Genomic DNA, 3,596 nt, shown 5'->3' with positions numbered 1-3,596 from the left:
ACCGCGGCCCCGAATCGGCCTGCGTCGTCCCGTGCGAGCGCCCCGGACGTGAGCCCCCGAGTGACCGCCACGGACTCACGACAGCAGGCGGCCGCGGCGCCGACGGCCACCGCAACGAGCCCGGCCGATGCGGCTTCGGTGAGCGAACTCCCACCGCCGGGTGAGGGCCCCACAGCCGACGCGCTCATCCAGCAGGCACTCGACCGCGCCAGCCGGTCCGACCTGCCGCCCGCCGACGAGCACCACCTGGTGACCGTCGGACGTGCCGCGTGGCTGGCCGAGACCGTCCGGTACACGCAAATACGCATCCAGGCCACCACCGCCCGCCGTGAGCCCGACCGGGACGGCGCGGTGGTGCGCCTGGTGTGGGCTGGCGCGGATCCGGCCGGGACCTATCTGGACGGTCGCACCGCCGCCCTCCACTACATCCGCTGCGGAGAAGGATCATGGACGCGTACGTGACGGCAGCCGGAGCGCTCGGCACTACCGCAGGCATCATCGACACGCTCGGTGTCCTCGCCGGGTGGGGGCTCGCCAACGTCTGGTGGCTGGCCCTTCCCGTCTGCGTCCTCCTGGCCGGGTGGGAGGCCCTGCAGCAGCGTCTGGCCGCTCTAGCGCTGGCCGAGCGCACGTTCGTGGAGCTTGTACCGACCAGCGAATTCGATCCGAGCCCGGAACAGATCTGGCGCCAAGGGATGCAGCTCGTCCGCGCCGCCGGCTCCGGCCCCTGGTGGGTTCCCCGCCGGGCCCGCACGGTGCGGATGCGGCTGCGCGCCGACGGGACCAAGCCGCTGGCCTACCGCATCGAGGCACCGGCCACGGCGCACGCGCTCCTGGCCCAGACTCCCTACGGTGCGCGCGTCCAGGTGAAAGCCGCCGCTGCTGTCGCCGACAAGCGGCGCGATCACGTGGTGCGGGCGGTCCTCACGTTGCACGGTGCGCCCGGGTCTCGACTGCGGGATGTTCCCCTGGACCCGGACCCGCTGCAACCGCTGATCGACGCGGTGGCCGGCCTCGACACCGAACTCGGCGAACTCGCCGAGGTCTGCGTCGACCTGTCCCCCGCCTCCCGCTGGCACCTCGCCGTCCGGCGCGCGCAGAGCATGCGCCTGGCGCGGGAGAACGAGCGGCGCGAGGCACGTCGTGAGGCACGGTGGCTCACTCAGGAGTCCCCCGACAGCCTGCCTGGTGCCTTGGGACGGCTACTGGACCCGACCGAATGGCGTGGCACCCATCGTGGCCAGATGGTGATGTCGCCGCAGCCGCGCCGTGTCGAGCGGGACATTGTTCTGGGCAAGTTGGCGCAGGACACCGGGCTGGTCCGCGTGCAGATCCTGGTGCGGTGCGCCTCTGACGCGGCGGGCCGAGCGGAGCAGCGTCTTGCGCGCGTCGGCGCCGCCATGGACGTATTCGCGGGAGTCTCCCGCCTCTCGTCCGAGGGCTGGTCTCTGGGACCGCTGCGGTTCGGACCGGACCGGTGGCCTTGGCGCGACCGGTTCGACGAGCGGTGGACACACGCGCTGATGCGGCCGGCCCGAGGCGGGTGGGCTCACCTCGATGAACTGGCCGGGCTGCTCAAGCCACCGACGGTCACGGCGCACGTGCCTCTGCTGGAGAACGACGTGCCGACCTACGAGGTCGGCATGGACCTGGTACCTCAGGGCTGGCATCGGGGCCCGGACGGACGGGAGCGGCTACTGGCGACCCATGAGGACGACACCCTTTTCGAGGTGCAGTCGGGCAAGGCCGGGTGGGGCAAGACCATGCGGGCTCAGGTCCAGGCCGTCGCCAGTGCGCACAACGGGAGGGGCTTGGCGTTCGTGGACCCGCACGGCGATTCCTTCGCTGACGTGGCCCGCTACCTGGCCCACGACGAGATCATGGAACGGATCGCCCTGTTCGACCTCACCGTCCAGGGCGGCGACGACCTGCTGGCCTGCTGGAATCTCCTGGACATGTCCGGCGGACAACGACCGTACGAGGTGGTCGCCGCGGTGGTCGACGCGATCGCCACCGCTCTGGGTTGGGATGACGTGAGCGCACCTCGGGCTCTCACCATCCTGACCAAGGCCGTCGAGGCCCTGGTCGCCGTCAACATCCGTGCGGTCGCAGCCGGAGCGGCGGGACAGCAGGCCACGATCTTCCAGATCCGGCCGCTCCTGACCGATCCGACTTTCCGATCCTTGACGTTGGGAGCCCTCGATCCGGATGCGCTGCGATGGTGGACCGGGAGCTTCCGCGACCTTCCCAAGGACGGTCTGCTCACTGTCCTCAACCCACTGGAACGTCTCGGCGCCAACCCGGTCGTACGGGCATTCCTAGGCAGTCCTGTCAGCGGCTACGACATCCGCCGTGCCATGGACGCGGGCCATGTCGTGTGGATCTGCCCGCCGGGCACCGGTCCGACCGACCGGCTGCTGATCTCCCTGCTCGTCCGTGACTTCCTGCGTGCGGGCCTCTCCCGACGCGATCTGCCCCAGGCCAAACGGCGTTCCTTCCGCTTCTACCTGGACGAACTGATCTCCCTGGACGGAGGCACCTCCACCGTCCTCGCGGAGATCACCGAACAGCTCCGGAAGTTCGGGTGCCGCCTGCACGGCATGACCCAGCTCCTGCACCGCCTCAGCCCCACCACCCGCGCGGCTCTGCTGCAGAACGCATCCTGTCTGTCCACCACCGCTGGCTCCGTCGAGGCGATCGCCGAGATCACCAACCAGTGGCCCGGCACTGTCACGCCTCAGGACGCGGCGGGCCTGGAGCGGTGGTGGCATTACGCCTCCTTCACCGTCGCCGGCAAGCGCATCGGTCCCGTGCGCGTCCGCGGGCCCGAACTTGAGGAAGTCTTCGGCGATCTCTCACTGCCCGCCCGGACCGGGGCCCTGCGCCGAGCCGCTCATGAGAACACCGGCGCCCGCCCCCTGTCACAGCTCACTGCCCAAGCCCTCGCCCAGGAGCAACAGGTACGCGAATTCCTCACCGGCCTGGCTCCTACCCCCGACGAGCACTCCGAGGAGCACTACGCATGACCAGCCTCGCCATGATCCAGCCCGACACGGCCGACACCTACGCCCACCGGGCCCTCGCCCTGATCGCCCAGCACCGCCTGCTGACCACCACCCAGCTCCACCAGATGCTCATGCCGCACACCGCGCCACGCAAGATCCACAAGATCCTCGGCCCCCTGCGGGTCGCCGGTCTGACCTCGCACACAGTGCTGGGCGCACGAAGCGGCCTGCAGGCCCATTTCCTGACCGCTGCCGGATCCCAGGCCGTCAGCTCCTGGCCCGAGCTCCGCGGCCGCCAGGCCACTGTCATCGCCACCCCCGCCGCGGCCTCCCTGCGGGCCGCCCACACACTCACCGGTGTCCGCGCCCACCTGACTTTCCTTGCCGATGCCCGCCACCGGGGCGACGAGTACCAGCCCCTGGACTGGGTGCCCGAAATCACCCACCGCCTGCCCGACACCGGCGGGGAGGACCGGCTCATCGCCGACGCCGTCCTCCACTACACCGCCGCCCACCCCCGCCGACTGCACTACCGCGCCTTCGTCGAGATCGACCGCACGACGATGAGCAGCGAACGCCTCGCCCGCAAGC

Annotated in this window: 3 protein-coding genes; all 3 read left to right on the top strand. The window is 70.7% G+C overall.

Translation table 11 applies throughout. The annotated features are described in order from the left end of the window. On the top strand, nucleotides 1-462 hold a 462-nt coding region (locus tag ACFW48_RS38455; protein ID WP_386323293.1), incomplete at its 5' end, for a hypothetical protein. Then, entirely contained in the window at nucleotides 447-3,026 is a 2,580-nt protein-coding gene (locus ACFW48_RS38450) for an ATP/GTP-binding protein (protein ID WP_386323292.1), read from the top strand. The genes ACFW48_RS38455 and ACFW48_RS38450, both read left to right, overlap by 16 nt. Continuing rightward, the coding region (locus ACFW48_RS38445) for a replication-relaxation family protein (RefSeq protein ID WP_386323290.1) at nucleotides 3,023-3,596 on the top strand (574 nt) is incomplete at its 3' end. The genes ACFW48_RS38450 and ACFW48_RS38445, both read left to right, overlap by 4 nt.

The organism is Streptomyces sp. NPDC058812, assembly GCF_042744565.1.
In the GTDB taxonomy this organism is placed as follows: Bacteria; Actinomycetota; Actinomycetes; order Streptomycetales; family Streptomycetaceae; genus Streptomyces; species Streptomyces thinghirensis.
This window is presented reverse-complemented; position numbering and strand designations above follow the sequence as displayed.

Bases quoted from the DNA above. Each gene is read 5' to 3' on its own strand.
- ACFW48_RS38450 (WP_386323292.1), top strand. From the start codon at position 447: ATGGACGCGTACGTGACGGCAGCCGGAGCGCTCGGCACTACCGCAGGC.